At 60.2% G+C, this 5,110-nt stretch carries 8 protein-coding genes; 6 read left to right on the top strand and 2 right to left on the bottom strand.

The genetic code is table 11. The features are described from left to right. On the bottom strand, window positions 1–392 hold a 392-nt coding region (locus ABYB95_RS16775; protein ID WP_372659700.1), incomplete at its 3' end, for an SDR family NAD(P)-dependent oxidoreductase. A 399-nt stretch (window positions 393–791) separates the two neighbouring features. Here ABYB95_RS16775 and ABYB95_RS16780 point away from each other — a divergent pair. From ABYB95_RS16780 to ABYB95_RS16790, 3 genes are all read left to right on the top strand, one after another. Further along, a complete protein-coding gene (locus ABYB95_RS16780; protein WP_372659701.1) occupies window positions 792–1,286 on the top strand; it encodes a hypothetical protein in 495 nt (164 codons plus the stop codon). Window positions 1,287–1,366: 80 nt separating this feature from the next. Further along, window positions 1,367–1,597, top strand: coding sequence for a hypothetical protein (locus ABYB95_RS16785; protein WP_372659702.1), 231 nt, complete (start codon window positions 1,367–1,369; stop codon window positions 1,595–1,597). 742 nt (window positions 1,598–2,339) lie between these two features. Further along, complete coding sequence (locus ABYB95_RS16790) at window positions 2,340–2,768, top strand: hypothetical protein (protein WP_372659703.1); 429 nt, start codon at window positions 2,340–2,342, stop codon at window positions 2,766–2,768. A gap of 49 nt (window positions 2,769–2,817) precedes the next feature. Here the strand turns inward: ABYB95_RS16790 and ABYB95_RS16795 are convergent, their stop codons facing one another. Then, entirely contained in the window at window positions 2,818–3,624 is an 807-nt protein-coding gene (locus ABYB95_RS16795) for a restriction endonuclease (protein ID WP_372659704.1), read from the bottom strand. On the opposite strand from ABYB95_RS16795, the gene ABYB95_RS16800 reads away from it, so the two are divergent. The 3 genes from ABYB95_RS16800 (at window position 3,614) to ABYB95_RS16810 (ending at window position 4,938) form a co-directional block, all read left to right on the top strand. Beyond that, window positions 3,614–3,808: a hypothetical protein gene (locus tag ABYB95_RS16800; RefSeq protein ID WP_372659705.1), complete on the top strand. Its 195-nt coding sequence runs from the start codon at window positions 3,614–3,616 to the stop codon at window positions 3,806–3,808. The genes ABYB95_RS16795 and ABYB95_RS16800 overlap by 11 nt on opposite strands. Window positions 3,809–4,085: 277 nt before the next feature. Then, window positions 4,086–4,430 carry a DUF6152 family protein gene (locus ABYB95_RS16805; RefSeq protein ID WP_372659707.1) on the top strand — a complete coding sequence of 115 codons (345 nt, stop codon included), beginning with the start codon at window positions 4,086–4,088 and terminating at the stop codon, window positions 4,428–4,430. A gap of 25 nt (window positions 4,431–4,455) precedes the next feature. Continuing rightward, on the top strand, window positions 4,456–4,938 hold the full coding sequence (locus ABYB95_RS16810) for a hypothetical protein (protein ID WP_372659706.1): 483 nt from the start codon (window positions 4,456–4,458) through the stop codon (window positions 4,936–4,938). Window positions 4,939–5,110 lie beyond the last annotated feature (172 nt).

The raw sequence follows: 5,110 nt of genomic DNA on the forward strand, positions 1-5,110 counted from the left end.
CCGAAGGTATCCAGGGCCGTGTCGATGAACGCGATCCACTGATCCTCCACGGACGTGTCGTGCACAACGAACGTGGCCTGGCCGCCGGCATCGCGTATTTGTTTGGCAACTTGCTCGCCACGCTCGGCCTGCACGTCGCCCAAGACAACTTGGGCGCCCGCTTGTGCCAAGGTGCGAGCCACCTCCGCGCCGATACCACCCGCAGCGCCGGTGACAGCCGCTACTTTTCCTTGCAAGTCGATCATTTTGTCTCCATCGCGCTGGTCGGCAGGAGTTGCTGCTCCCACTTCGATGCCCAAGCGCTTTTTGTTTTTTTCCCGAACCGATCTTTGGTTCGGATCGAGAAGAATGATGTGTTTCAGACATCGCAAGGCAGTAGTCAAATTGGTCATGTTTTCACGCAGTGAAAAAATATGGACGCACGGGAAATTCCCTAATAGACACATTGCTGCTGGCGTATCTGTGTGCCGGTATAGACGGTTGATGCGCGCCGCCAAGGCATATCGATACCGTGTGCTTTCCATCTGAAAGGCACCGTCAAGAGGAACTGCAATGAGCGCTGCCGTCTGCGAAAATCTGGACCATTCGGGCAAGTGCTTGTGGTGGGCGAATCACCCGATCCACAGTCCGCTGGACCCGACATCGATCGGGTGATCGAAGTAGAAATAGCCGCTCAAATGCGGCAATCTGCAAGTACGCAGAGCAGGGAATGGGCGCATAGCCCCCGAATATCGGATGCCGAATATCACCGCAGCGGTTCCGAACCGGGCGCTTGCGGCACACTGGGTGCCATGAAGAATTTTCTTATCTGTTTTGTGCTGGCCGGCATGGCATGGGGTGCGTCGGCCCAGACCATGTGGCGCGACGCTCCGATGCAGGCCAGCCCGGCCGAGATCCGCGCCCTGATGTCCGACGTGCGCGAAACCTCGCCGGCTCGGCGCTCGGCGGACCCCAGTGCGTTGCTGGAAATCCCGAGCACGTCGATTGCGGATGAGACCTTCGCAGCGACGTTTCATTTTGAATCCGAGCGCCTGCAGCGCATCCACCTGCAGGCCCAGCCCGCCGATCCCCAGCGCTTGCAAGCGTTGCTAAAAGCCTTGCAGACTTCGCTGCGGGCGCGCTACGGTCTGCCGATCAGCACCAAGACGCGGTCGGGCGCGGCGAAGGGTACGGTCGACCTCAAGTGGTCGTTTCGGCGCATGACGGTGCAACTCCAGATGCTCGACGGCAAGACGGTGGCGCTGATCTACGAGGCCAACATACCGAGCCCGCCGGCTGGCCTCTGAGCCACCATGTCCATGTGTGTGGCCGAGCCAAGCGGTGCATACTGAGGCGCACAGTTCACACTTCATTAAAGGGAAAACAAATGGCTCAAACCGCACGCATTGTGGGCAAGGTCGAATACCGCGAAGGCGATGGCCCTGTCGTCGAAATTCGCGAAGGTCCGGTGGAGGTTTCGATCTCAGAAAACGACGTCACCTTGAGCTGGGTGGACGAGGAGGTGCATGGCTCCACCGCCATTCCCATCGACGACTTCCGGCGCTACGTCGACGAAGGAAAAATCAGACTGGATGGCCCGGAGCAGGCCAAGGCTTGAACCATTTTCAGCGGCGTTGAAGCGCAGCCGTGGCACCTTCTGAACCCTCTTGGGACGCTCAGATCAGCCGCGCGAAAGCGGTCTGGGCGTGCACCGTTGCGCGGTGATCTGCCACCGCAGTTGCACACGTAGCTTCAAAATCGCCTTTTGCGTGGTCTGCAGTTCCTGATTTCCTCGACCTGTATGGGGCCACACCGCACACCCAGATCGGCTCCCGCCAATTCCCGCGAAGTCGTCAGCGACCAAGCCACAGATTCCGCCCCCCACTTTCCGTAGCGATGGACGCCAGTACCGTTCGCAGATGACTTCTCGCCGCGAGGCCAAAGGGCCCTGAAGAACGGTCCCGACATGCAGATGGATGGCGACGGCGTGCCATGCAAGCAGCAGTGGTGCAGCGGGCTGTTCGGTGGATGAGGGTCACTCTTGCCTAGGAGCCTGCGCGGCAGAAGAGGCGTCGGCTGCAAATCGCCCGCAGCGGTCCATTTTTCACCGTCTATTTGCCCCATAGCCGGGCTATGGGGCTGCAAATCCGGCAAAAACTGTCCTCGCTGGGGGCGATTTTCGCTTTCGACGCCTTCTGCCGCGCAGGCTCCTAGAGCGTTGGAGTCCGACCCCAAATGCCATCGATTTGAAAAATCCGCGCTGATGGTCTAAGGTGAGAGCGTCTGGCGGCAGCTCCCCGCTTACCCCCGTTGTCGAACTGTCGTCAGGCTCTCTTTTATTCTTCTGAAAGGAGAACGACATGGGACTACTCGACAAGTTTCTGGGCAGCAAGGTGGACTATCCGCCGCTGCCGGCTGGCAACGAGGCGCAGGCCACACTCGATGAAATCAAAGCGCCGCTGGAGGCACTGGCGCACAAGGTGTCTGACCACCTGGAAGTGGTGCCGGCAGAGCATGAAGCCTTTGTGTTTCTGGGCAAGCCACCCAAGAAATTTGGCATTGCCTGGATTCACGATGGCAAAGTCACCGGCCTCAAGGAATTTGCCGAAGAACACCACCTGTCGCAAATCGACATGGGGAAGCTCATCGTTCGGCTCGGCGAAGCCTATCAACACGCCAGCGAAGCGCCGCGCTACTCGGCCGAATTCGGCGGCAAGCAGATGGTGATCATTCCGTCGAAAGGTCTGGAGCAGGAAATGCACCAGATCATGGAGAGCACGCTGCACTGAGTGGGTGTTGGATTGGGCTGTGACTGTGAAATCCCCAATGCTCGGAAGGTCAGGCTTTCGCCGCCATGTAGATGCGCGTTTTGCAGCGAGGATAGTTGGAGCAGCCCCAAAACGGCGCGCCTCCTTTGGCGGGTTTTCGCTCCAACAGTTTGATGCCACAGCTCGCGCAGGTCGGGCGCCAGTATTCGCCCTCGTAGGCCACCGCCAACAGCGCGGCCTGTTGCTCGGCTGTGCGCTTGGCGATCAATGCCAGCAGGTCTGTGCCGTCCATCGCGTTGATGCTGTTGGATCGGGCGAAGGCCTTGGCGTCGGCCGTGTAGGTCGATGTGGTGGCGTAGGTGCCGCGTTTGAGCCCGTGTGAAGCCATCACGCCAAAGAACTCGCGCAACTCCTTCACCCCGACAGGTTTGCCCTGCCAGTGCTTGCACTGCACCACCGCCACCGGACCCTCGGCGTTCTTTGAGTGCAGCCAGATGTCCACACCGCCATCGGCACCGTGCGACTGGGCTTTCGTCTCAAAGCCAGCCTGGGCGAACAGCGTTTCGCATACGGCCTCGAAGCGGCGCCATTCGATTTCGGCGAATACGGCGGGGTTCCATGTGCTGGCTGGCGCCCCCGGCGGCATGGGGCTGGGCTGAGTCGGGCTGTGACGGTTGTTTGGTGCGGCGACGTTGTTCAGTTCGCCTGACGATGGAGATGGGGTTGGCCTCGCAGCCGGGCCAGATACCTGCGATGACTTTCGTCGCTGATTGGCGGCCGCAAAGTCAATGGGCGGCGCCGCGTGTTCATCAGCTGGACCGCGTTTGAAGACGAAATGCGCTGCTAGCAACACCACGCCCAAGCCAATGGCGAACATCGCCGGTGTGTTGAACGCAGAAGCGGCACCGGCCAGCAACTGGTTGCTGCGAAACACGCCGCCCGCCACCAGCAGCAGCATGCCCATTCCGAGCAGCGTGACGGCCATGCCAAGCAACGGGCTTTTGGGTTTGCGTTTGGCGCGTCTGCGCGTGGGCGATCTGGCCATTCCGGTTTCCTCCTGATTTGTTCTTGTGGAGGATCATGCCTTCGCGGCTCACGCAGCGGGAGAGCACCACTGTCAATTGAGCCAAACAGCGAACAAGAGCGGCCAAAAATGGGAGTCTGACCCCGAACACCTACCCCCGAACGCCCGTCGAGACGGAATCTGATCCCTTTGGTTTGTGCTGGCGTTTGACAGTGCCGCGCCCATGCGAATAGCATGAATTTCCGTTTTATCCATGAGGTGCTGCCATGTTCAGAAACCCCTTGATTCGCGGTTGCCTCGCAGGGCTCTTGCTGATGGGCGCCGGGTTGACTGCGGCCTTTGCCCACCACGGATGGCGTTGGACCGAGGATGGCCAATTCGAACTGACGGCGATCGTCGAAAAGGCCGAGTTGGGCAACCCGCATGGCGTGTTGACGATGGATGCGGACGGCTCCAAATGGCTGGTGGAGGTTGGACAACCCTGGCGCAATGAAAGGGCAGGCCTGACCGATGCGATGTTGGCCAAAGGGGCCACCTTGATCGTTGTGGGCAAGCGGTCAGCCGACAAGAAGGAGCAACGCATGAAGGCAGAGCGCATCGTGATCGGTGGCAAAAACTTCGATCTGTACCCAGAGCGTTTGCCCGCCAGGAAGCCATAAGCCGCCGGCCTTGAGACTCATTCCTATGAGTCGGTTTCTGGAGTTCGTCGATTGGATGGAGGGCAGCGCATTGTCGGTGGGGCTGCGCTCATCCGAATGGGTGTACCCGCTGGTCAACATGCTGCACATCCTGGGCATCGGGTTGCTGGTGGGGTCCATCCTGATTCTGGACTGGCGCCTGCTTCGCCATCGTAGGTCGCCCGAGGTTTCGGTACTCGCCACTGTCTTGCTCCCTGCGGCGCGGGCTGGGTTTGCGTTGGCGGTGGCAGCCGGGTTGCTGCTGCTCATCTCAAGACCGTTGGACTACGTTTTCAACACGCTGTTTCAGTTCAAACTGGCAAGCATCGCGCTGGCTCTGTTGAACATCGCCCTGTTGCACAGCAGCGAAAGCTGGCGCATTGCGGTCAATCAGAACCGCCCAGATGGTCGCGTGCGACTGGCCTGCGGGGTGTCGCTGGTGTGCTGGCTGGCGGCGCTCGCTCTGGGGCGGCTGATTGGCTACCGCTGATGGGGCAAGCAGTAGGGCCAGATCATTCCGAAGACTGCCTGCTCGCCGTTGCGGTAGCTGAAACGGGGCGAGGAAGGGGACAAGACCCCAGGACCCGACCGCGATGATTTGCGGTGAAGGTGAATTGGAAACTGACCCCGAACGCCCCCGAACACCCGACTACTCTTGCTTC

It is taken from the genome of Hydrogenophaga sp. (assembly GCF_041633695.1).
Taxonomy (GTDB): Bacteria; Pseudomonadota; Gammaproteobacteria; order Burkholderiales; family Burkholderiaceae_C; genus Hydrogenophaga.

Coding starts and splice junctions, on each gene's coding strand:
- ABYB95_RS16795 (WP_372659704.1), bottom strand. CDS start 3,624: ATGTTCGCCATTGGCTTGGGCGTGGTGTTGCTAGCAGCGCATTTCGTC.
- ABYB95_RS16810 (WP_372659706.1), top strand. CDS start 4,456: ATGAGTCGGTTTCTGGAGTTCGTCGATTGGATGGAGGGCAGCGCATTG.
- ABYB95_RS16800 (WP_372659705.1), top strand. CDS start 3,614: ATGGCGAACATCGCCGGTGTGTTGAACGCAGAAGCGGCACCGGCCAGC.
- ABYB95_RS16780 (WP_372659701.1), top strand. CDS start 792: ATGAAGAATTTTCTTATCTGTTTTGTGCTGGCCGGCATGGCATGGGGT.
- ABYB95_RS16805 (WP_372659707.1), top strand. CDS start 4,086: ATGGGCGCCGGGTTGACTGCGGCCTTTGCCCACCACGGATGGCGTTGG.
- ABYB95_RS16790 (WP_372659703.1), top strand. CDS start 2,340: ATGGGACTACTCGACAAGTTTCTGGGCAGCAAGGTGGACTATCCGCCG.
- ABYB95_RS16785 (WP_372659702.1), top strand. CDS start 1,367: ATGGCTCAAACCGCACGCATTGTGGGCAAGGTCGAATACCGCGAAGGC.